Annotated in this window: 18 protein-coding genes; 6 read left to right on the forward strand and 12 right to left on the reverse strand. The window is 41.7% G+C overall.

Annotation, left to right across the window (positions count from 1 at the left end):
• Positions 1–7: 7 nt before the first annotated feature.
• The gene (locus BACINT_RS11055) at positions 8–3,223 is read left to right on the forward strand and encodes a glycoside hydrolase family 2 TIM barrel-domain containing protein (RefSeq protein ID WP_007663020.1); all 3,216 of its coding nucleotides are present in this window, start codon (positions 8–10) and stop codon (positions 3,221–3,223) included.
• Positions 3,224–3,311: 88 nt separating this feature from the next.
• Positions 3,312–4,097 carry an N-acetylmuramoyl-L-alanine amidase-like domain-containing protein gene (locus tag BACINT_RS11060; protein ID WP_007663021.1) on the forward strand — a complete coding sequence of 262 codons (786 nt, stop codon included), beginning with the start codon at positions 3,312–3,314 and terminating at the stop codon, positions 4,095–4,097.
• 56 nt (positions 4,098–4,153) lie between these two features.
• Here BACINT_RS11060 and BACINT_RS11065 read toward each other — a convergent pair whose 3' ends face one another.
• The 3 genes from BACINT_RS11065 to BACINT_RS11075 form a co-directional block, all read right to left on the reverse strand.
• Positions 4,154–5,221, reverse strand: a complete 1,068-nt coding sequence (locus BACINT_RS11065; RefSeq protein ID WP_081450316.1) for an acyltransferase family protein — start codon at positions 5,219–5,221, stop codon at positions 4,154–4,156.
• An 86-nt stretch (positions 5,222–5,307) separates the two neighbouring features.
• A complete protein-coding gene (locus BACINT_RS11070; protein ID WP_007663023.1) occupies positions 5,308–6,429 on the reverse strand; it encodes a PspC domain-containing protein in 1,122 nt (373 codons plus the stop codon).
• A 52-nt stretch (positions 6,430–6,481) separates the two neighbouring features.
• Positions 6,482–6,808 (reverse strand): PadR family transcriptional regulator, encoded by a 327-nt coding sequence (locus tag BACINT_RS11075; protein WP_007218263.1) that lies wholly within the window; start codon positions 6,806–6,808, stop codon positions 6,482–6,484.
• Between the two features lie 246 nt (positions 6,809–7,054).
• Here BACINT_RS11075 and BACINT_RS11080 point away from each other — a divergent pair, with 246 nt between their 5' ends.
• Positions 7,055–7,555 (forward strand): GNAT family N-acetyltransferase, encoded by a 501-nt coding sequence (locus BACINT_RS11080; RefSeq protein ID WP_007663024.1) that lies wholly within the window; start codon positions 7,055–7,057, stop codon positions 7,553–7,555.
• A gap of 71 nt (positions 7,556–7,626) precedes the next feature.
• Here BACINT_RS11080 and BACINT_RS11085 read toward each other — a convergent pair whose 3' ends face one another.
• The 4 genes from BACINT_RS11085 to BACINT_RS11100 form a co-directional block, all read right to left on the reverse strand.
• Positions 7,627–9,189: a peptide MFS transporter gene (locus tag BACINT_RS11085; protein ID WP_007663025.1), complete on the reverse strand. Its 1,563-nt coding sequence runs from the start codon at positions 9,187–9,189 to the stop codon at positions 7,627–7,629.
• 94 nt (positions 9,190–9,283) lie between these two features.
• A complete protein-coding gene (gene ybaK, locus BACINT_RS11090) occupies positions 9,284–9,763 on the reverse strand; it encodes a Cys-tRNA(Pro) deacylase (protein WP_007663026.1) in 480 nt (159 codons plus the stop codon).
• Between the two features lie 3 nt (positions 9,764–9,766).
• Complete coding sequence (gene uvrA, locus BACINT_RS11095; protein WP_007663027.1) at positions 9,767–12,595, reverse strand: excinuclease ABC subunit UvrA; 2,829 nt, start codon at positions 12,593–12,595, stop codon at positions 9,767–9,769.
• On the reverse strand, positions 12,596–13,429 hold the full coding sequence (locus BACINT_RS11100; protein ID WP_007663028.1) for a gliding motility-associated C-terminal domain-containing protein: 834 nt from the start codon (positions 13,427–13,429) through the stop codon (positions 12,596–12,598).
• Positions 13,430–13,485: 56 nt separating this feature from the next.
• Here BACINT_RS11100 and BACINT_RS11105 point away from each other — a divergent pair, with 56 nt between their 5' ends.
• Both BACINT_RS11105 and BACINT_RS11110 read left to right on the forward strand, forming a co-directional pair.
• Positions 13,486–15,264, forward strand: a complete 1,779-nt coding sequence (locus BACINT_RS11105) for a LysM peptidoglycan-binding domain-containing protein (protein WP_007663041.1) — start codon at positions 13,486–13,488, stop codon at positions 15,262–15,264.
• A 27-nt stretch (positions 15,265–15,291) separates the two neighbouring features.
• Positions 15,292–15,972, forward strand: a complete 681-nt coding sequence (locus BACINT_RS11110) for a porin family protein (RefSeq protein ID WP_007663042.1) — start codon at positions 15,292–15,294, stop codon at positions 15,970–15,972.
• Positions 15,973–16,050: 78 nt separating this feature from the next.
• Here the strand turns inward: BACINT_RS11110 and BACINT_RS11115 are convergent, their stop codons facing one another.
• The 5 genes from BACINT_RS11115 to BACINT_RS11135 all read right to left on the reverse strand — a co-directional run bounded on the left by BACINT_RS11115 (position 16,051) and on the right by BACINT_RS11135 (position 19,736).
• On the reverse strand, positions 16,051–16,509 hold the full coding sequence (locus BACINT_RS11115) for a DUF4293 domain-containing protein (protein ID WP_007663043.1): 459 nt from the start codon (positions 16,507–16,509) through the stop codon (positions 16,051–16,053).
• A 77-nt stretch (positions 16,510–16,586) separates the two neighbouring features.
• The gene (locus tag BACINT_RS11120; RefSeq protein WP_007663044.1) at positions 16,587–16,922 is read right to left on the reverse strand and encodes a DNA-directed RNA polymerase subunit omega; all 336 of its coding nucleotides are present in this window, start codon (positions 16,920–16,922) and stop codon (positions 16,587–16,589) included.
• 17 nt (positions 16,923–16,939) lie between these two features.
• Positions 16,940–17,764, reverse strand: a complete 825-nt coding sequence (locus BACINT_RS11125; protein WP_007663045.1) for an outer membrane protein assembly factor BamD — start codon at positions 17,762–17,764, stop codon at positions 16,940–16,942.
• A 151-nt stretch (positions 17,765–17,915) separates the two neighbouring features.
• A complete protein-coding gene (locus BACINT_RS11130; protein WP_007663046.1) occupies positions 17,916–18,341 on the reverse strand; it encodes an amino acid-binding protein in 426 nt (141 codons plus the stop codon).
• A 96-nt stretch (positions 18,342–18,437) separates the two neighbouring features.
• Entirely contained in the window at positions 18,438–19,736 is a 1,299-nt protein-coding gene (locus tag BACINT_RS11135; protein WP_007663047.1) for a phenylacetate--CoA ligase family protein, read from the reverse strand.
• 115 nt (positions 19,737–19,851) lie between these two features.
• Here BACINT_RS11135 and uvrB point away from each other — a divergent pair, with 115 nt between their 5' ends.
• Positions 19,852–21,900 (forward strand): excinuclease ABC subunit UvrB, encoded by a 2,049-nt coding sequence (uvrB, locus tag BACINT_RS11140; protein ID WP_007663048.1) that lies wholly within the window; start codon positions 19,852–19,854, stop codon positions 21,898–21,900.
• Positions 21,901–22,308 lie beyond the last annotated feature (408 nt).

Below are 22,308 nucleotides of genomic sequence, written 5' to 3' on the forward strand. Positions count from 1 at the left end.
TCAACTCATGAAAAAATTGACTTTTATCACCTGTCTCGTATTACTACCCCTCGCCCTTCAGGCACAGGAAGACCGTTACGACCAGTTGACCAATCCGAAGTTGACCAGTATCAACAAAGAGGCTCCCCGAAGTACATTCACTTCTTATGCCACCGAAGAAGATGCTATCGTCAACGACCGGACGAACGGAGCCAGCCGCCTATCCCTCAACGGGAAATGGAAGTTCAACTATGTGGAAAACTTTGCCGACCGTCCCACAGACTTCATGAATGTGCGTACTGATGTGAACCGTTGGCCGGACATCAATGTGCCGGGTAACTGGGAGCTGCAGGGCTTCGGTACTCCGATCTACGTCAACCAGCCTTACGAGTTCTGTTCTAAGGGTTACGAACCTTATTGGGACAAGCCTAATCCGCCTTATGTACCCAAAGACTGGAATCCGACAGGAACATATCGCCGTGATTTCGTTGTAGGTAATGACTGGGATGGAAAAGAAATCTTCCTCAGTGCGGACGGTGTACGCGGTGCTGCTTTCTATTACATGAATGGCAAGTTTGTAGGTATGAGCAAGGATGCCAAAACTCCTGCCCGCTTCAACGTTACCGCCATGGTTAAAAAAGGCAAGAATATGATTGCCATTCAGGTACACCGTTTCTCGGATGCCAATTATCTGGAATGTCAGGACTTTTGGCGCATCAGCGGTATAGAGCGCGATATCTATCTTTATGCCACACCCAAAATCCATATTGCAGACTTCAAGGTAGAGACTCCGTTGGATCCTTATTACAAGGACGGTATCCTGCAACTGAAAGTGAAGCTTACGAACGAAAGTGATATAAAGTCTCCTTATGTAGTTTCCTATCGTTTACTCGATGACCAGGATCAGCAAGTAACCCAGTCCTCTACCCGTGTGGAAGGTGATCAGACCGAAGTAGAATTCACGAAGAAAACCCTCCGTGGTGTAAAGCATTGGACAGCTGAAACACCTAATCTTTATACACTCGTCATCAGCCTGAAGCGCACCAATGGCGAAATAATAGAAGCCACCAGTTGCAAGGTAGGTTTCCGCACGATAGAGATTAAGGATAAGCAACTGCTTGTGAATGGCGTGCCTATCCTTGTGAAAGGTGTGAATGTACATGAACATAATGAATACACAGGACATTACGTTCCGGAAGATCTTATGATCAAGGATTTCGAACTCTGGAAAAAATATAATGTGAACACCGTACGTACTTGCCACTACCCGCAACAGGAACGTTTCTACGAACTTTGCGACCAATATGGTATATACGTAATTGATGAAGCAAATATTGAAAGCCACGGTATGGGTTATAATCTCAATGTAGGTGGTACTTTAGGTAACAATCCGTTATTCATGAATGCTCACCTCGACCGTACCATGAATATGTACGAACGTGATAAGAATCATCCATCTGTAATCATCTGGTCACTGGGTAATGAAGCTGGAAACGGACTGAACTTCTACGTTACCTATAATAGTCTGAAGATGCTCGATAGCCGTCCTATCCAGTACGAACGTGCCGGATTAGAATGGAATACGGATATTTATTGTCCGATGTACTCTTCTCCCCAATCTATTGAAAAGTATGCCCAGAATAAGGAAATGACTCGTCCGCTTATCCTGTGTGAATATGCTCATGCTATGGGTAACAGTCTTGGCAACTTCCAGGATTATTGGGATGTGATTGAGAAATATCCGATATTACAGGGTGGTTGCATCTGGGACTGGGTAGATCAAGGCTTTGCCGCCAAAACCAGTGACGGACGCAAATATTGGAATTATGGTGGTGACTATGGCGATACCGGAACTCCTTCCGATGGCAACTTCTGCATCAATGGTGTAGTTTATCCCGACCGCAGTATAAAGCCCCAGACTATTGAAATGGGTAAGGTTTATCAGAACATAAAATTCATTAAGTTCGATCCGCAAACCTGCACGGTGCAGATACGCAATGACTTCTCATTTACTGATCTAAATAAATATGATTTCCATTATGTCGTTCGCGATCATGGAAAAGAGATTTATAAAGGTCAGATGGACAATATCAATGCTGCTCCGGGCAAGACAGCTACCAGTGCATTCCTGCAAGGTATTCCTAAAGAAAAGAATACTACGGGAGATGTACGCATCGAGTTCTATGCAACCATACGTAATGCAGAACCTTTCTTACCGGTTGGTACGGTAATCGCACGTGAACAAACTTATGTTCATCCGTTCTTTAAGAAAGAAGTGGTACGCATGGATCCCGCTAAAGTAGATGAAGTCTTTTCACAGGTTGTTTTCAGCGGTGATGATTTCAAAGCTACATTTGATAAACAAAGTGGCTTGCTGACCTCTTATATCTATAAGAAACAAGAGTATATCCATAACGGTCAAGGTCCGCAACCTTTCTTCTGGCGTGCACCTACCGATAATGATTACGGAGCAAAGCTTCCCACTCGCCTGAAAGCATGGCGCGAGGCCAGTTACCAGACACCTAAGGCAGAATCGTTCAATGTTTCTAAAGATGGTGACAAGTCCATTGTAAAAGTTACCTATCGTTTTCCGCAGGTAGATGCGCAGTGGGAAATTACCTATAAAGTCTTTGCCAATGGCATTATCAAAGTGGATAATCGCTTTGTAGCCGAAGGTACGGAAACTCCAATGATACCCCGTGTAGGTTTGCGCATGCAATTATCGGAAATATTAAACGACCTTACTTACTACGGCCGTGGTCCGGAAGAGAACTATCGTGATCGTCGCACTTCCCAGTTTATCGGAGAATATACTACTCCGATAAAGGACTTGTACGAACCGTACATCCGTCCGCAAGAAAATGAGCATCATACGGATATTTACTGGTGTGCACTCACCACTAAACAAAAAGCCGGTTTACTCTTCATTGCCGACCGTACGTTTGAACTGAATGCTTCCAACTATCTGCTTGGAAGTCTGGATAGCGGCGAAACCATCGACAATGGTGCTCCACGTACCAACGAAACGAATCACCGTCACCTCACCGACCCACAACCTGTAAAACAGGTAGATATGTTTATCGACTATCGTATGATGGGTGTAGGTGGTGATAATAGTTGGGGAGCTATAGCACACGAACCGTATCTGATTCGGCCCGGTGTAGAAAATACCATTGAATACGGCTTCTCCATCGTACCATTTGACAAAAAGGCGGATTACAAAAATTTAATCTATCAATATTAAATTTAATCTGTCCAAATTAAGGATTTATGAAAAGGATGTCGTACTTTTGCGACATCCTTTTTTATTTATATTAATAAACGAAAGAACAATGAAAACAATGATTACCCTCCTGTTCAGTGCGCTTTGTGTAGCTACTGTCAGTGCTCAGACAGATGAAAAAGACAACGCCATGCTGAACAATGGAATAAATTTTCTGGATATTCCTTACGTAGCACATACGTTGGACGTTACTGATGGCGAAGAAGAACTTATCATCAATTGTGATGAAGTAGATTGCACCACCTTTGTAGAATATACTCTTGCTATGGCCCTCTCTCCTACCGAAGACGGACAGGTAGCTGAAGGCGATTTTGCTACCAATCTGCAAAAGATCCGTTACCGTGATGGAAAAATCAACGGTTATCCTTCACGCCTGCACTACATTGCAGACTGGGTAAACAATGGTGTTCGTAACGGTTTCCTGGAAGACGTAACAACAGCTTACAGCCCATATACCCAGAAAGTTTCTCTTTCCTACATGTCTTCTCATCCGGAACTGTACAAGCAGTTGAGTAAATCTCCGGAGAATGTAGCAAAAATGAAAGAGATCGAGAAGTCATTGAATGGTCAGGAATTTCATTATGTTCCCAAGGATAAGCTACCGTTTAATGGTCTGCCTTGGATAAAGAATGGTGATATCATTGCTATTACAACGAATACTCCGGGATTGGATGTAGCTCATATGGGTATTGCTTTCTATGTAAACGGCAAATTAAGTCTGCTGCATGCTTCTTCTAAAGAAAAGAAAGTGGTTGTTTCGAAAGTGGCTTTAGGGCAAATGCTACAGAATAATGATAACTGGACAGGAATCAGAGTACTAAGGATGAAGAAATAAATCAGAGATGATTATACACAAAGGGAGTTCCGATTTTTTCGAACTCCCTTTTTTTGTTACATCTTCACGCCAACCGTTCCCAGCACTAACCTCATTCCTCTTGCCGCAATAAAACAACACGGAATGCCCACCACACAAACCAATGCCAATCGCATCAATGGAGAGACCAGCAAAAGTTCCATAACAAATATGCAACCTACCACAACAACAGGATGAATAAAATAAGCCGCATAACTATCAGTGGACAATTTCTGAACCAAAGGCATCGGTTTGTTCCAATGAGCTTTCCCGTATGCTAACAGAAAATAGCAAATACCCACACACATAACAGGTTCCCAAAGAGCATAAAATAAAGCCTGCAAATTCCATCCACCCGAGAATAAATCCATCTGTTCTGAAAAACTACCCATTACAATCAATAAAGAAGGAATGCCACAAAGAATTGCTGTAAGAAACCAAGGAAGTGCATTCTTCACACAGATTTTATCCAGCCAATGATTACGATGCGCCACAATTCCCAACAAATACATACCTATATATAAAGGAAAGAACCCCAGCTGCAATCCTAAAACTTCACTTCCTACAGGAACATAAAGCCGAATGAGGAATGCTGCGGCACCTGTCACTATCATAAATAGAAGAATACCCATTATTGCAGGATATTTCCAATTCAGTGCCAACCGCTTTGTACAAAAATGGCGATAAACAGCATAACTCAATTCAAAAATCAACAGTGTAAATACAAACCACATCGGTCCAAAACCCGGTCTACCCCATACACCGTATATCCAATATATTAATAGAGGATTAACTAGAAAACTATAAATCAAAAGAGGAATACCCAAACGGTTGAGACGATCGTATATAAAAGATTTCATTCCTTTACGATCAAAAGAAAAGGGCATCAAATAGGCAGAGATAAAAAAGAAAAGACTCATAAAATAGGATTGGTCAATGCCCATAGATGCTGAGAGCAATCCTTGAGTTAGGCCAGTAGTTGTTTCCTTCGATATGTAATACCATCCACCGGAAGCTCCGAAAGCAACCGCAGAATGATGATAAAACACCAGCATAGTCAGGAAAACCCGTAATAAGTCAAGATAATAAAAACGCGTCCGATTCATAGTATTTATATTTATGGTTAATTAAAATAGCTTGGAGATATTTTAAAGAATATCTCCAAGCCCCCAAAAAACTTAATAACAACTTGTTACCCTCGCATCAGCAATTCCGGGAATGTAAATCCTTGCATGGTATAGCAGATAAAGAAGATGGTAGCACTAACAATCCACAGAATAAGCAATGTCCACTTCAACCCGGAAACCATAGGTTGCCAATTGAACACCGGACGGAAGATTGCGAAGACAAGGCTAACCAGAGGAATACCCACTACGAGGATACCTGCAATATATAGTACGATGGCTGACAAAGGAGATGTAGGTAATACAAAATCAATAGCCGGGAACCAAGACATCAACGCTGCACCACCACCAATAGCAACTGCAATAGCGGCAAAGAGCAAAGCCACAAATACAATACCGAAAACAAACAGTACCGGACTGCAAATGATAGCCACAATAACCAGACAAATCTTCAGGAACCAACCGACAATCATTAATAATGTATCACCAGTCCTTTGCATAGAAGTACGAGGTTTATCAGACTTCATATAATCGTTTACATTATTGGTAACTCTCTCAAAACCATCAGTCACAGTCTTTCCTATGTTCTCTACCGTAACAGCTTCACCACGCATGTTCAACTTCTCAGCTGCTGTACGAGCTTCGGGAATCACTATCCAGCAAATGATATAGAGAGGAAGTAAAAACTTGAAACCAAAGATTGCACAAAGAACAAAAATCAAACGGAACCAAGTAGAATCCCAACCTAAATAAACACTAAGTCCCCCTATCACGCCACCCAGCATTTTATCGTCCGGATTGCGATACAAACGGCGACGGGTTGAAGTATAAGAAGAATTATTATCACCATTCCAGGAACCGGAACCATAACTTTCACCGGAGGCACCCTTCGTATTTCCGGAACCGGAAGCAGCATTCTCCTCAGTCCCTGTTTCCATCTCTTCAGGTTTCCCCATACGATTGATTACTTCTTCTACATCAGTTATAGTGATAACCTGAGAGCCAGCAGTCAGCTTCTCTAAAAAAAGTTCAGAGATGCGGAGTTCGATGTCATTTACAATCTCGTCAGCACCGGCTTGTCTTCTAAAGTGCAGTTTCAGATTGCATAGATAGTTATCCAAAAGGCGATAGGCGTCTTCATCAATGTGGAAAACAGTTCCGCCCAAATTTACTGTTAATGTCTTTTTCATTGCTATTTGTTTTTAAAATTTATACTGATACGAGGTTTTTAATATCCTGAATCTAATAGTTGGCTATATGATTCACTGTTTCATTCAACTCACGCCAAGAGACTTCCAACTCTCCAAGAAAAACTTCCCCTTTCGGAGTGAGCTTGTAATATTTACGTGGTGGTCCTTGTGTGGACTCTATCCATTCGTAACTTAATAGATCGTCATTCTTCAGACGAGTGAGCAGCGGGTAAAGCGTTCCTTCCACTACGATCAGCTTGGCTTCCTTTAGTTTCTGGATGATATCCGAAGCGTAGGCCGGTTCTTTGTGAAGCAGTAGCATGATGCAATACTCTAACATGCCCTTACGCATTTGCGACTTTACATTATTTACGTCCATCTCTTATTGGTTTACGATTCGACAATTTTCTATTTTACAGCAAAGATAGCAACTGATTGAAATAGAGCTTTTCTTTGTATGACACAAATATATGCATTATCTTAGTACTATGTAATACAAAGTACCTTATGTTTTATTTAATTAACATTATTCTCTATTCACACCTTATTAATAAAGCACCAAGGGAGAGAATAACATATAAGAGAAAAATGTATCTTTGCGGAAAAGATATAAATACAACGAACTATGTTAATTATCAGAAAAGCAACTACAGCCGATTGTGAGCTGATTCATAAACTTGCATGGCAGATATTTCCGGAAACTTACAAGGACATACTTTCACCGGAGCAAAACGATTACATGATGGAATGGATGTACTCCATAGAGAACATCCGCAAGCAAATGGAAGAAGAAGGACATGTATATTTCATTGGATACAAGAACAAAGAAGTGTGTGGTTATGTATCTGTGCAACAACAAGGTGAAGATCTATTTCACTTACAGAAAATATATGTACTCCCCTCCTTTCAAGGATCACATTGCGGTAGCTTCTTATTTCATGAAGCCGTCAAATACATCAAGGAAGTACATCCTGGTCCATGCCTAATGGAGTTGAATGTGAACCGTAACAATAAAGCGCTGAATTTCTATGAACGTATGGGAATGAAGAAATTGAGGGAAGGGGATTTTCCGATAGGAAACGGATATTATATGAATGACTTTATAATGGGGCTTGAGATTCAATGAAAGAATGAAAAAATTAAAGGCTGCGCAAGGTTCTCTTTTGAACTGCGCAGCCTTTAATTTTTAATTTCTAATTATTCCGTTACTCGTTCTAACCATTTTACCATGCCAAACATAACGCCCATTGACACAAGACAAATAACAAAGAACACAGTCCAGCACTGCCAGATAGGAATCTTATTATACATCATAGGACCAAGGAATAAGAAGAGATTTCCTATTGCTGTTGCACCCAACCACAAGCCTTGACACAAGCCCTGAATATGTTTGGGAGCTACCTTAGAAACAAATGAAAGCCCCAATGGTGAAATGAAAAGTTCAGCTACAGTCAAGAAGAAATAAACCACTATCAATACCCATGGTCCGGCTTTCAACCCAGCTTTGGCAGAATCCGCCATTGCCTTAAATTCAGTACCTGACGGGTAACCTTGCATTGCCGAATAAATGGTAAGGAATAAGAATGCAAGTCCTGCAATCCCCATACCGATGGCAATCTTCTTAGGAGTAGAGATTTGCTGACCACGACGAGCCAATGTACCAAAGAAGAGCATGATGAGCGGAGTAAGTACTATCACAAAGAACGGATTCACAGCTTGCCAAATTTCGGGTGCAATACTATCGGTTACTACGAAGTCGCGGGCAAAAAGTGAAAGCGACTGTCCGTTCTGGTGGAATGAGAACCAGAAGAAAATCACGATACCTAATACTGCAAACAGTGCATATAAACGTTGCTTTATCTCTTTTGCCATAGCTGCTTTCTCGGCAGGTGTATAAGTCACCGATTCCTGTTTTTCCTTCTTGCCCGGTGTAGGGAATACCTTCCGACAAGCAATGAAAATAAAGAGAGAAATAAGCATAGCTACTACCGAAGCTATGAATGAATAGTGGATACCTGTATTAAATACGTCAAGATATTGGGTACAGAAAACACTCAAATCACTTGTTACCGTACCTCCTACTTTGACAACCAGTTCATTCAGATTAGAGAGATTATCAGAAGCCATATTGCCACCTTCCTTAATATATTGATGGCACAATGCAGGCAGATCAGCATTATACATCATGCTATGAACCTTCAGCCACCATTCTCTAAGCAAGGGAGCAACAAAAGGCGCAATCAACCCACCAATATTGATAAATACATAGAATATCTGAAAGCCGGAATCACGACGGCTCTTAGCCAACTTCAAGGCTTCAGGTCCTTTTTTCTCAGCTTCTTTCTCAAGGTTGTCGTACATCTGGCCTACGATAGCCTGTAAGTTTCCTTTAAAAAGTCCGTTACCGAAAGCAATGAAAAACAAAGAGACACAAGTCAAAGGAAGCAACCAACCAATATTTTCAGCAGTGGACAGTACAGGAATAGATAGAATGACATAACCCAATGACATCACTATCAATCCTGACATGATTGTTCCTTTATAGTTTTGCGTCCTATCGGCAATAATACCGCCTACCAAACTCAGTACATAGATACCACAATAAAAGACTGAGTAGATAATGGAACTGGTTTCGTCACTCAGGCCGAATTTGGAGCAGAGGAACAGTACCAGTACGGCATTCATGATGTAGTAGCCGAACCTTTCGCCCATATTGGAGATAGCAGCTGCCAACAGACCTTTAGGATGATTCTTGAACATAGATATAAGTTTTTTAAATTAGTAATTAGATTGATTTTCGTTTATTAAATGCAAATATATACATTTTGCTGAAATAACCTGTAAAAAAGTGAAATTAGTCATGAAAAAGGATGCAAACTTCAGCATGAACCTCCTTAATTAAATCATTTGGATCAAGTTTAAGCTGCAGGCCACGCTGACCTGCACTTATGTAGATATAAGGATAATTGAGACAAGATTCATGAATGTATGTAGAAAAAGTTTTCTTCATGCCGATAGGAGTACATCCCCCACGAATATATCCCGTCAAAGGAAGTAATTCTTTCATCGGAATAAGATCACACTTCTTATTACCGGAAGCCTTAGCAGCCAACTTCAGGTCCACTTCATGTTCGCCAGGAATGACGCAAACAAAATGACCATTCTTGTCACCATGCAGTACAAGGGTTTTGAATACCTGCTCGATATTCTCCCCCAAGCTATCAGCCACATGAATAGCACTCAAATCATTTTCATCCACTTCATAGGGAATCAGTTCGTATGCAATTTTGGCTTTGTCCAAAAGCCTTGCTGCATTTGTTTTATTAATTTTCATAATTTATCCTTTCAATTCTTCTTTCAGGAATTTAGGAGTATATCCCTTCTTACTTTTAGCCACTTCTTCCGGTGTGCCGCAGCTGAGGAGTTGCCCCCCACCCTTACCACCATCAGGTCCCATATCGATGATATAATCAGCCATCTTGATAACATCCAGATTGTGCTCGATGACAATCACTGTGTTACCTTTGTCCACCAGTTTATTAAGTACATTCATCAGTACACGAATGTCCTCAAAGTGAAGTCCGGTAGTAGGCTCATCAAGGATATAAAGGGTTTTTCCTGTATCTCGCTTAGAAAGTTCCGTGGCCAATTTCACACGTTGGCTTTCACCACCGGAAAGTGTGGTGGAAGATTGCCCCAACTTTATATATCCCAGACCGACTTCCTGTATCACCTTAATCTTATTCAGAATCTGCGGCACATTTTCAAAGAACTCCACTGCACGGTTAATGGTCATATCCAGTACATCAGCAATAGATTTTCCCTTGAAGCGCACTTCCAATGTCTCACGATTATAGCGTTTGCCATGACAGACTTCACAGGGTACATATACATCGGGCAGGAAGTTCATTTCAATTGTTTTGTAACCATTTCCCTGGCATGCTTCACAACGTCCGCCACTCACATTAAAGGAGAAGCGCCCCGGCTTATAACCGCGTATCTTGGCTTCCGGTAATCCTACAAACAAATTACGAATATCAGAAAAAACTCCCGTATAAGTGGCCGGATTAGAACGCGGCGTACGTCCCAGCGGAGACTGATCCACATTTACAACCTTATCGATGTTTTCCAATCCTTCGATGGTATCGTATTCCAGGGGATCCTGAAGCGAGCGATAGAACTTCTGCGAAAGAATAGGTTGCAATGTTTCGTTGATAAGCGTAGATTTTCCACTACCGGATACACCGGTGACACAAATCAACTTACCAAGAGGAAATTCCACATCCACCCCTTTCAGGTTATTCCCCCGTGCACCACGTAGCCAAAGGCTATGTCCATTACCTTCACGACGTTTTTGGGGTATTTCTATCTCACGTTCACCATTAAGATATTGTGATGTCAGCGTATGTGTCTCTAACATTTCTTTCGGAGTTCCTGCAAAAACAACCTCACCACCCAAGCGTCCGGCTTTCGGGCCCATATCAATCACATAATCGGCAGCCATCATCATATCCTTATCATGCTCCACAACAATGACGGAGTTACCGATATCCCTCAGCTCCTTCAGAGAATGAATAAGCCGCTGATTATCCCGCTGATGCAAGCCAATACTAGGCTCATCAAGGATATAAAGTACATTCACCAATTGTGAACCGATTTGGGTAGCCAAACGAATACGCTGGCTCTCACCACCGGAAAGGGTTACAGAACCACGGTCAAGAGCAAGATAATCTAATCCGACATCCAACAGGAATTTCAAACGGGTGCGGATTTCTTTCAATATCTCGACAGCAATTTGTTTCTGTTTATTATCCAGATACTGATCGACATTCATCAGCCAGTCGTAAAGCTCATTGATATCCATACAAGACAGTTCATAGATATTCTTATCATGGATACGGAAATGAAGGGCTTCTTTATTCAATCTCGCTCCTTTACATTCAGGGCATACAGTAGTTTTAGCAAACTGTTCCGCCCACTTTTGTGCAGTGGCGGAAGCATCCTTTTCCTGTAACATCTGAATATACTTCACTACTCCCTCAAACGTTACAAAGTAATCGGAGGAAGTGCCGATAAGAGAGCTTTTAATCTTAATACGTTCATCCGAACCGTAGAGAATTTCATCAATGGCTTCATCCGGCAACTCCTTAACAGGAGTCTTCAAGGTAGCTTCATATTTTTCCAATAAAGCGGCAATCTGCCAGAAAATCATGCTATTCTTGTACTTACCTAATGGAATGACAGCTCCTTCGTATATAGAAAGTTCCCGATCCGGAATCACTTTTTCCACATCAATCTGATTCACAACTCCCAATCCCTTACATTTAGGGCAAGCACCTTGAGGAGAGTTGAATGAAAAATTGTGGGGTGCCGGCTCACGGTAGGACAACCCGGTAACAGGGCACATTAACCGCTTGCTATAATGACGTACATTTTCGGACTGTAAATCAAGTATCATCAACAACCCGTCACCTTGTTGCATTGCGGTAGCCACACTGTTTTTCAGACGCACGTCATCTTTATCCGTCACAACCAGCTTATCAATAACTACTTCTATATCATGATTCTTATAACGATCCAACTTCATGCCGGGTAATGCCTCCTTGATTTCACCGTCTACACGAACATAGAGATACCCCTTCTTACGCACCTGTTCGAACAGTTCCTTATAATGTCCCTTGCGAGTACGAACTAATGGAGCCAAAATATAAATTTTCTTGCCTTTATAATCATTCAGGATTAAATAAAGGATTTGCTCTTCAGTATATTTCACCATTCTCTCACCCGAAAGATAAGAATAGGCTATACCGGCACGTGCATAAAGCAAACGCAAATAATCATAAATTTCCGTTGTAGTGCCGACTGTAGAACGGGGATTCTTATTCGTCGTTTTTTGTTCAATAGAAATAACCGGACTTAATCCCGTAATTTTATCGACATCGGGACGTTCCAGATTTCCCAGGAAATTGCGGGCATACGCAGAAAATGTTTCGATATACCGACGCTGTCCTTCGGCAAAAATCGTGTCGAATGCCAACGACGACTTGCCGCTTCCGCTTAGTCCCGTAATAACGGTAAGACTGTTACGGGGAATTTCCGCATCGATATTTTTTAGATTGTGCACGCGCGCACCATATACATTGATGTATTCTGTTTCTTCTGTCATTTATCTTAATATATTAATATCACTTTTAATCTTGTAATTAACTCCATCTGCTCCCACCGCTTCTACCACTATAAAATAAACACCTTCAGGAACATTCTTTCCATGCGCAGTACCGTCCCATCCTGCATCAATATTCTGCAATCCCCAGCGGTAAAGTTCCTGTCCCCAGCGATTGAAAACATACGCATTGAAGCGAACCAGCGACTTGTGCTTTACACGAAACACATCATTCACTCCGTCGCCATTAGGCGAAAAAGCATTCGGCACTTTAAGCTCCGATTCAGTAATACGAATCATAAAAGTACCGGAGGTATTCGTTGCTTCTGTCTCAACATCCGTCATAGTCAAACGGACATAAAACATACCGGATTCCTGAAAACTATAAATAGTTTCAGCATCAAAGCGCGTCAGGAAAATATCATTGAAAGCTGCGTCGCGAGAGAAGTTCCATTCATAACGGAAGTTTGCAGTCTCATCCGATGGCTCCCCGGAGTCTTCATCTCTCCACATAAAACGAAATTCAAGAGGAGCGGCACCCGTATAGGTATCATCCGGAGAGATAGAAACGTTCTCTTCCGAAGCTGCTCCGTTTTCGGAAAGCAAAATAGCCACGGGAGACACTGCCAAGAGTCCTGTCCTTCCCCCGTCAGCCCACACCGGTAAATACCCGAGCAACAGTATCGCCACACAACCGATATATGAAAACAATCCGCATCGCATAATACCTGCAAAAATAACGGTTTCCCAGCGAATATCAGCGGATACATAAGATTTTTCAGTTTTAAAATGCACAATATTATTTCTTAACGCATTCCTTTCGTTAAATTTAGGCAAAATCCTTACCTTTGCAGCTACTTTGGGAAATTGTAAACGTAAACCAACGATATCGAATGAGAACGATTAACCGGATTTTCTGCTCCTTACTGCTCGCCGGTGCATGCAGTCTCGGAGCAATTGCACAAGAGAACCAGTCATATTTTCTGCATACCATTGAAAAAGGGCAAAGCCTTTATTCCATATCCAGTATGTACGGTGTCACACAGTCGGACATCGTGAAGTTGAATCCAGGAAGCGATGAAAAAATATTTGTAGGACGCACTTTACGCATTCCACGCACCGCTGCCAATACTCAGACAGAAACTTTCCATACTATAGCCCAAGGTGAAACCTTGTATAGGCTGACCGTTAAATATGGTATATCCGCCAAAGCTATTTGTGATGCCAACCCCGGACTGAGTGCTGAGAATTTTCGCATCGGACAGGTAATACGCATACCTTCCGTCAGCGAAGCAGGTATAATTACTACGGAAACCGTTAATGAGCCTGCAATTCCCTTAATTCAGGGACCTGTACAATCTCGTTGCCGGGATATGCACAAAGTTAAGCGGAAAGAAACTGTTTACAGTATCAGTCGTGAGTATGGTATTTCCGAAGCAGAACTGATAGCAGCCAATCCGGAATTGAAAGGTGAAAACAAAATAAAGAAAGGTACTTTCCTCTGTATTCCTTATCCTACTGCGCAAGTAGAGAAGCCTACCCAGCCACAGGTAGTGCCCAGTGACACCCAATTATTCAGTGAGAACAAGAAAACAACAGAACGTTTCAGTACGATTAAAGCTGCCTTGATTCTTCCTTTCCTGGATGTTTCCAAGAGCGAGGCTGCCCGTGTGATAGAATATTATGAAGGCTTCCTCATGGCAGTAGACAGTTTGAAACGCAGCGGAGTTTCCATTGATTTGTACGCTTATAATTCCGGTCCTGAAAATGCTTCTCTGAATCCGATCCTCTCCAAAAAGGAGATGAAGGATATGGATATTATTTTCGGTCCGTTATATCCACAACAAGTCAAGCCACTGGCTGATTTCGCCCAGAAAAATGATATTCGGCTCGTGGTACCATTCTCATCAAAAGATAACAGTGTATTCCGCAACCCTGCCATCTATCAGATTAACACTCCCCAGTCATATCTTTACTCAGAAGTATATGACCACTTCGTTCGCCAATTCCCGAATGCCAATGTCATCTTTATAGAGGCCAGTACAGGCACAAAAGATAAAGCCGAATTTATCAAAGGATTAAAGGATGAACTAAAGAATCGCTCTATCCCAATGAAATCCCTGAAAGAGGATGCAACGGTAGAATCCCTGAAAACAGTGTTACGCTCTGATCGGGAAAATATATTCATCCCTACATCGGGAAGCAATGTGACTCTGATAAAAATACTACCTCAACTCACCCTATTGGTTCGTGAGAATCCGGAAAGTAACATCCATCTGTTTGGTTATCCGGAATGGCAAACCTACACCAAGGATCACTTAGAAACCTTCTTTGAACTGGATACTTACTTCTATTCATCATTCTATACCAACAATTTGTTACCTGCGGCTATCAGCTTCACCAAGAACTACCGCAGATGGTATGGTAAAGAGATGGATGAGCGTTACCCCAAATATGGAATGTTAGGCTTTGATACCGGTTATTTCTTCCTGAAAGGCTTATCACGCTATGGTTCCGAGTTAGAGAAAAATATGCAACTCATGGATCTGGTGCCTATTCAAACCGGATTCAAGTTCCAACGCGTAAACAATTGGGGTGGCTTCATCAACAAGAAAGTATTCTTTGTACGCTTCACCAAAAATTATGAATTGGTGAAACTGGATTATGATTGATAACAGAAGGTTTTAAACTCAAAGACAATGAAGATAAAAAGCATTATAGGAGCCGTCCTGCTACTTACCGTATGGGCTTTGCCCGGCAGTGCACAGATAGGCGAACAACGCCATAACTTAGCAGTAGGTTTCAACGGCGGTATCAATATCAATAGCGTCAGCTTCTCTCCTACTGTCCGGCAAAAAAACCTGATGGGCATCAATGGCGGTCTGACAATGCGCTATATCTCTGAAAAGTACTTCAGTATGATTTGCGGTGCGCAAGTGGAATTAAATTTCTCACAACATGGCTGGAGCGAATTTGATGAAGATCACCCTGAACTGGAATATACGCGTACAATGAATTATGTGGAAATCCCGCTTCTGGCACATTTGGCTTTTGGTAAAGACCGTGGAGTACAATTTTTTATCCATGCAGGTCCACAAATAGGCTTCTTTATTAGCGATACCAGAAAGAAAAACGATGCGTGGGAAAATTTCACAACCCCGGAACAGCATGATAAGGATGTGGAAAATAAATTCGATTATGGTATTACGGGAGGGGCAGGACTGGAGCTACGTACTAAAGCCGGAAATTTCCTCGTGGAAGGAAGATATTATTATGCCTTATCCGACTTTTATAAGAGTACCAAGAAAGACTATTTCTCACGTTCGGCACATGGCACTATAGTGACTAAGATAACTTACCTGTTCGATCTCAAGAAATAATTCTAAGATATAAATAACAGAAAGCGCCCCGGAACTTTTATATAAAAGTCCCGGGGCGCTTTCTGTTATTTATATCTTTTATCTCAATCGGTCAGCTGCTTTCACCATTACCTCATCACGATAGATAGCACGGAAAGACAGATAATTTAAAATGACAGAAATAGCAGGAAGGCAAAGTGCCCAACCTAACTGGAAAGTCATTGCATCCAAATCATCTTTCAGCATAAACATAAATACAAAAAATGCTGCATAATACCCGATCAATAAAATACTATTAAATACCGTCATACGAACCTGCAGCATTCGGTTACGAAAGAGAAAGATAGTACAGAATGCCACGACTGTACTTAAGAATAAAATTCCGAATAAGCCCCACGTAGATTGAAAGGTATCTTCCGTCAGCGTCACACCCAACGGCTTAAAAATATATGCAGTCACTCCGTCTGAAGCAATAAACTGTCCTACAGGCAAACACATGGCAGCTATCAGCAAGCCTGTCACTATTAATAAATAAATAGATTGAATACGTTGTATCATTGTTCTTTTCCTTGATTAAAACAACAGAGGTGTGCCCAAGCAAACTTTACCTGAACACACCTCCGTAGTAATTTCATTTACTGTAATTTTTCTTTTTCCTTAGCCGGGTTACGATAGTAGATCTTACCTTCAACGTACTCCTGCGTTGCAATCAATGTCGGTTTCGGCAATTTCTCATAGTAGCGTGAAATTTCAATCTGCTCCCGATTCTCGAACACTTCTTCCAGATTGTCATTATAGGAAGCAAACTCTGCCAGTTTCTTAGAAAGATCATTCTTGATCTCTACACTGATCTGATTTGCACGCTTACCTATAATAGCTACGGTTTCATACACGTTACCGGTATCTGCACACAACTCCATCATGTCACGGGTAACCGTGGTGCCAGGAGCATTTGTCTTCTTATAATCCATAAATATCTAAATTAATATTATCCTATATCTGTTTGCTTATCCTCATTCAACATCTTCTCGGAATCCTTAAATATCTTCTCGGCTTCCTTCATATATTTACTTTCAGGAAACTCATTCTTGAAAGCATAATATTCATCCACCGTTTCACGATAGCGCTCTGCTCTCTTATCTTCCACACTATAAATGGCCATTTCATATTTGGCACGCAGAATAAGAATAGACAGATCTTCGCGAAGATTCGTATAAGGATAATCCTTCAAAGCATTTTGCGCAGTAATCACACAAGACTGATAGTTATTTCCCAAATAGTTACCCAAATTGTAATACATTCTAGCTGAGAGATACTCTTTCATTACCAACTTATCCTGCAATTTAAATATCATATCCTGAGCTTCATCTTTCTTTGAACTCTGTGGGAAGTATTCCATGAACATCTGCAACTGCTGAATAGCACTGTAAGTACCAGACTGGTCGAGACGAGGTTCCGGGGTATCCAGATACAATGCCTTACCTGCATGAAAACGTGCCAATTCTGCAAACGTACCACGGGGATATACATTATAATATTGGACAAAACTCTGAGCTGCCGTTTGGTAGTCTTTCTGGTTATAATAGCTCATACCCAGCATGTAGAGGGATTCCTCTGCTTTGTCTGTACCCTTGAGGATAGCAATTAACTCATTAAGCAACGTTGCTGCACGGTTGTACTGCCCTTTTGCGAAGTAGTTCTTTGCCGCCTCATACTTATATTCATAATCGGTGCTTTTTAACAGTTTATTGTACTCTCCACACGAGGAGAGCAATATTGCTGCAAGCAAAGTTATTAAGATATTCTTCTTCATTCTTAGCTTTTCAAATAATGTGCAAAGATAAAGGTTCGCATCGAATAAAGCAACGATACGAACCTTAATTTTTCAAAAACCAGACATTGACCGACAAACGCCCGTCTATTCACGACAAAACGGGATAATGAACGGTCGAAAATAACGGTCATTATAATTTATACAAATCACTTGCTGCAAGCAAGTCCACTTTCTTTTCAGTCAGCACACGGATGCAGTTCTCCATGTCATTGGGACGGATAATAACATTAGCAGTGTTACCATTAGCAAACGAATACATGTATTCGATGAAAACACCTTCATCGGACAAGAAGCGCAGGACTTTTGACAATGATCCCGGAATATTGGGACAACTAATGCCTACCACATCCGTCACATTCACTGCAAAATGATTATCTTTCAATGCTTTATATGCCTTATCCGGTTCAGATACAATGCCACGAAGAATACCAAAATCAGCATTCTCGGCAATACAGAGAGCGGAAAGATTGACACCTTCTTTCGCAAGCACTTCAGTCACTTCGGTCAGACGGCCAGACTTGTTTTCAAGGAAAATAGAAAGTTGTTTTGCTACCATGATCTTAATTATTAATGATGAATGATGAATGATGAATGATAAATTACGGACATCCCACAGGAAATTAATAATTTATAATTCATAATTTATAATTAATTAAAGTTTCCGATTATCAATCACCCGTTTAGCTTTACCAACACTGCGTTCAATGCTGCGAGGTTCTACTAGGCGTACATCTACTCCCAGCCCAAGCACGCTTTGCAGGCGAGCTGCTAATTTCTTCTTTAACGCCAGCATCTTGTTAATTTCATCCGAATAGTATTCCGGGCGTACTTCAACCTGCAACTCCATAGTATCAGTATTGTTCTTACGGTCTACAATCAGAAGGTAATGCGGCTCAAATTCCGGCATTTCAAGGATAACGGATTCTATCTGAGTCGGGAATACATTGACTCCACGAATGATAAGCATATCATCACTACGACCAAGGATGCGATCCATACGAACAAGCGTACGTCCACAAGTACATTTGTCATAATGCAGGGCGGTTAGGTCCTTGGTACGATAACGCAACAAAGGCATCCCTTCTTTAGTCAGATGCGTAAAAACCAGTTCACCCGTTTCACCCGGAGCCACAGGTTCCAATGTACTCGGATTGATGATTTCAGGAAAATAATGATCTTCATTAAGGTGAGTGCCATGCTGGCATTCACACTCATAGCCCACACCAGGACCTGCTATTTCACTCAGTCCATATATGTCATAGGCTTTTATACCTAATTTTTCTTCAATTTCATTACGCATGTTCTCTGTCCAGGGTTCTGCACCGAAAGCACCAATCTTCAACCTGAACTCTTCGCGTGGAAGACCGGAGTCTTTAATGGCATCCGCTAGATAAAGAGCATAAGAAGGAGTACAGCAAAGTACTGTAGAACCGAAATCATGCATTAAAGTAATCTGCTTCTCTGTGTTACCACTTGACATCGGAATAACAGAAGCACCTATGTTCTCCGCACCTGCATGTGCACCCAGACCACCGGTAAACAAGCCATATCCGTAAGCCACATGAAAAAAGTCGGAACTATCTGCACCATAAGCTGTAAATGCACGTGAAAGGCATTCTGTCCAGGAAGACAGGTCCTTACGGGTGTATCCCACTACAGTAGGTTTTCCTGTGGTACCGGACGAGGCATGGATACGTACGATCTGGCTCATAGGTACAGCACAAAGTCCGAAAGGATAATTATCGCGCAAGTCGTATTTTGTAGTAAAAGGAAGTTTTACGATGTCGTCTATACTGTTAATATCGTCCGGAGTAATTCCCAGTTCCTGCATTTTTTTACGGTAGAAAGGAGTGTTGTGATAAACATGCTCCACAATCTTTTTGAGGCGAATGCTCTGGATTTTGCGAAGGCTTTCACGATCCATACATTCGATGCTTTCATTCCAAATCATGTCTTTGTTGTATTACATTGATGGTTATTATTAATTCTTATTTCCTGCAAAGGAATAAAAAAATTTTGTTTATCTCAAGTATTTTCCCGAATATTGCCGTCCATAAGGAGAGAAAATGAATAAATTTGAATTAACATCCGCCTATAAGCCAACCGGAGATCAGCCGGAAGCTATTGCAGAGCTCACTGAGGGCGTACTTCAGGGGGTTCCTGCACAAACATTACTTGGTGTCACCGGTTCGGGAAAGACGTTCACCATAGCCAACGTGATTGCCAATATCAATAAACCAACGTTAATATTGAGCCATAACAAAACATTGGCAGCGCAACTTTACAGTGAGTTTAAAGCTTTCTTCCCCAATAATGCTGTAGAGTATTACGTTTCTTATTATGATTATTACCAACCCGAAGCTTATTTGCCGTCTTCGGATACCTATATAGAAAAAGACCTTGCCATCAATGATGAGATAGACAAACTGCGGCTTGCAGCCACCTCTTCCCTACTTTCAGGTCGGAAAGATGTAGTGGTAGTGTCTTCTGTATCTTGTATATACGGTATGGGAAATCCGTCGGATTTCTATGAGAATGTGATAGAAGTACAACAAGGAAAGGCATTCAGCCGGAATGTTTTCCTGCGTCGTCTGGTAGACAGCCTCTATGTACGCAATGATATTGATCTGAACCGCGGAAACTTCCGTGTGAAGGGAGATACAGTAGACATCTATCTGGCTTATGCAGATAATCTGCTACGCATTATTTTTTGGGGAGATGAAATAGATAGTATTGAAGAAGTCGATCCGATAAGCGGTGTAACTATCGCTCGTTTCGACACATACAAAATATATCCGGCCAACCTCTTCATGACTTCCAAAGAGGCCACCCTGCGAGCTATCCATGAGATAGAAGATGATCTGCATAAGCAGGTGCAATGGTTTGAAAGTGAAGGACGTCCCTTTGAAGCAAAGCGCCTCCAGGAACGGGTGACATACGATATGGAAATGATACGCGAATTAGGTCATTGCTCTGGTATTGAAAACTATTCGCGCTACTTTGACGGCCGTAGTGCCGGTAGCCGTCCCTATTGTTTATTGGACTTCTTTCCGGAAGACTTTCTGATCGTTATAGATGAAAGCCATGTGAGTGTACCTCAAATACGTGCCATGTATGGTGGTGATCGTGCCCGTAAAATCAACCTTGTAGAATATGGTTTCCGCCTTCCGGCTGCCATGGACAATCGTCCGTTGAAATTTGAGGAGTTTGAGGAGATGGCAAAACAAGTAATCTATGTAAGCGCCACACCTGCCGATTATGAATTGATTCAGTCGGAAGGCGTTGTTGTGGAACAGGTTATTCGCCCTACAGGCTTGCTGGATCCGATTATCGAAGTACGTCCCAGCCACAATCAAATAGACGACCTCATGGAGGAAATCCAGATTCGCATCGAAAAGAATGAACGTACGCTGGTTACTACGCTTACTAAGCGCATGGCAGAAGAATTAACGGAATTCCTGCTGAATAACAATGTGAAGTGTAACTATATCCATAGCGATGTAGATACATTGGAACGCGTAAAGATTATGAGCGATTTGCGTGAAGGGTTATACGATGTCCTTATTGGTGTCAATCTGTTGCGTGAAGGATTAGACCTGCCGGAAGTCTCACTCGTGGCAATTCTCGATGCAGACAAGGAAGGTTTCCTACGCTCACACCGCTCACTGACGCAGACTGCCGGACGTGCCGCCCGAAATGTAAACGGTATGGTTATCATGTATGCCGACCGTATCACAGAAAGCATGCAATTGACGATTGACGAAACCAACCGTCGCCGTGAAAAGCAACTAAAATATAATGAGGAATATGGTATCACTCCCCAACAAATCAAAAAGGCAAAGAACCTCAATGTATTTGCACCCAATACTGCACTGGAAAATGGCTTTACCGAAAAAGGGACAACCACTCCCCGTCCCTATGTCGAGCAAGAAAGTTCCGCCAGCATTGCTGCTGACCCTATTGTGCAATACATGTCCCGTCCGCAACTGGAAAAGAGTATCGAACGTACCAGAAAACTCATGCAGGAGGCTGCCAAGAAGCTCGACTTCATCGAAGCAGCACAATATCGGGACGAATTGCTGAAAATGGAGGATCTGTTGAAAGAGAAAACATAACACATCTGTGTTGCTTTCTCTCTTCCCTCCTATCCGAACCGTGCCAAATCCGTATTCGCTCCGTATCTATACGCTTGGACTTGGTACGGACTTGATACGGTGTTGGTACGGAGTTGGTAGGTAGAAGATAAAAGAGACTTTCATTTTCCTTAAAATAAATAGAATCAGAAGTCGTTTTGGCTAATAAGTGTTATAAAACATACTTTTTCTTTTGGATAATTTGCAAGTATTCCAAAAGTCCGTATCTTTGCAATGTGTTTTTCATAGTATTAGATTTAAGGTTAACAAAGGTTGGAGTACAGCGGTACTCCTTTTTTATGTCCATCCCCCTCAAGTGAGTCAAAATTAATAGATAGAATTGCCACAGACATACCCTATAATTCATGCTTTTTACGTATGTTTGTACCA

Origin of the sequence: Bacteroides intestinalis DSM 17393, from assembly GCF_000172175.1 — a bacterium.
GTDB lineage: Bacteria > Bacteroidota > Bacteroidia > Bacteroidales > Bacteroidaceae > Bacteroides > Bacteroides intestinalis.

Coding starts and splice junctions, on each gene's coding strand:
- uvrB (WP_007663048.1), top strand. CDS start 19,852: ATGAATAAATTTGAATTAACATCCGCCTATAAGCCAACCGGAGATCAG.
- BACINT_RS11070 (WP_007663023.1), bottom strand. CDS start 6,429: ATGAAAAAGACATTAACAGTAAATTTGGGCGGAACTGTTTTCCACATT.
- ybaK (WP_007663026.1), bottom strand. CDS start 9,763: ATGAAAATTAATAAAACAAATGCAGCAAGGCTTTTGGACAAAGCCAAA.
- BACINT_RS11120 (WP_007663044.1), bottom strand. CDS start 16,922: ATGGATTATAAGAAGACAAATGCTCCTGGCACCACGGTTACCCGTGAC.
- BACINT_RS11130 (WP_007663046.1), bottom strand. CDS start 18,341: ATGGTAGCAAAACAACTTTCTATTTTCCTTGAAAACAAGTCTGGCCGT.
- BACINT_RS11080 (WP_007663024.1), top strand. CDS start 7,055: ATGTTAATTATCAGAAAAGCAACTACAGCCGATTGTGAGCTGATTCAT.
- BACINT_RS11105 (WP_007663041.1), top strand. CDS start 13,486: ATGAGAACGATTAACCGGATTTTCTGCTCCTTACTGCTCGCCGGTGCA.
- BACINT_RS11075 (WP_007218263.1), bottom strand. CDS start 6,808: ATGGACGTAAATAATGTAAAGTCGCAAATGCGTAAGGGCATGTTAGAG.
- BACINT_RS11135 (WP_007663047.1), bottom strand. CDS start 19,736: ATGATTTGGAATGAAAGCATCGAATGTATGGATCGTGAAAGCCTTCGC.
- BACINT_RS11060 (WP_007663021.1), top strand. CDS start 3,312: ATGAAAACAATGATTACCCTCCTGTTCAGTGCGCTTTGTGTAGCTACT.
- BACINT_RS11085 (WP_007663025.1), bottom strand. CDS start 9,189: ATGTTCAAGAATCATCCTAAAGGTCTGTTGGCAGCTGCTATCTCCAAT.
- BACINT_RS11115 (WP_007663043.1), bottom strand. CDS start 16,509: ATGATACAACGTATTCAATCTATTTATTTATTAATAGTGACAGGCTTG.
- uvrA (WP_007663027.1), bottom strand. CDS start 12,595: ATGACAGAAGAAACAGAATACATCAATGTATATGGTGCGCGCGTGCAC.
- BACINT_RS11055 (WP_007663020.1), top strand. CDS start 8: ATGAAAAAATTGACTTTTATCACCTGTCTCGTATTACTACCCCTCGCC.
- BACINT_RS11110 (WP_007663042.1), top strand. CDS start 15,292: ATGAAGATAAAAAGCATTATAGGAGCCGTCCTGCTACTTACCGTATGG.
- BACINT_RS11065 (WP_081450316.1), bottom strand. CDS start 5,221: ATGAATCGGACGCGTTTTTATTATCTTGACTTATTACGGGTTTTCCTG.
- BACINT_RS11125 (WP_007663045.1), bottom strand. CDS start 17,764: ATGAAGAAGAATATCTTAATAACTTTGCTTGCAGCAATATTGCTCTCC.